This is a genomic window from Acinetobacter sp. HR7, assembly GCF_000773685.1.
GTDB classification, from domain to species: domain Bacteria; phylum Pseudomonadota; class Gammaproteobacteria; order Pseudomonadales; family Moraxellaceae; genus Acinetobacter; species Acinetobacter thermotolerans.
In genome coordinates this window covers 1-589 of sequence record NZ_JPQO01000134.1, presented here as the reverse complement: position 1 = coordinate 589, position 589 = coordinate 1, and the positions used below count along the sequence as shown (strand labels likewise).

General features: G+C 37.5%; 1 protein-coding gene. It reads left to right on the top strand.

Annotation, left to right across the window (positions count from 1 at the left end; genetic code table 11):
• Positions 1-188 precede the first annotated feature (188 nt).
• Positions 189-589 (top strand): endonuclease domain-containing protein (locus GW12_RS06140; RefSeq protein ID WP_152598537.1); only part of this gene is annotated, 401 nt, incomplete at its 3' end.

Sequence of the window (589 nt, the reverse complement as noted above, 5' to 3'; positions counted from 1 at the left end):
TTAAAATTGAAGAGCATGCTCTTCAATTTAACGCAAAACATGGAAATTGTGTAGATACCTATGCCCTTTGGGAGAGGGTCGGGGTGAGGGTTATTATTTAGCTTCACCTCTCCCTAGCCCTCTCCTGAAAGGAGAGGGAACTTCATTGCGTATCGTATAATTACAATAAAATTAAGAAAAAATAAAAAATGAAATTAGATCCTCAATTATTAGAATTCGCAAAATCCATGCGCCAATCATCCACAGATGCAGAACAATTGATGTGGCAATTGCTTCGAGCTAAACGTTTTATGAATCTTAAATTTCGTCGTCAGCATGTAATCAAACCTTATATTGTAGATTTTTACTGCCATGAAATTGGTTTAGTGATTGAATTGGATGGTGGTCAGCATGGTGCTGATGATGCGATTGAATATGATGCTGAACGGACTAAATTTTTAGAGGCTTTGGATTTAACTGTTGTGAGATATTGGAATCATGATGTGTTAGGAAGCACGGATGTGGTGTTAGAGGATTTGTGGCTGAAATGCACTGAATTAAAAATACCTCTCCTTAACCCTCTCCTAAGAGGCATAGGTATCTACACAAT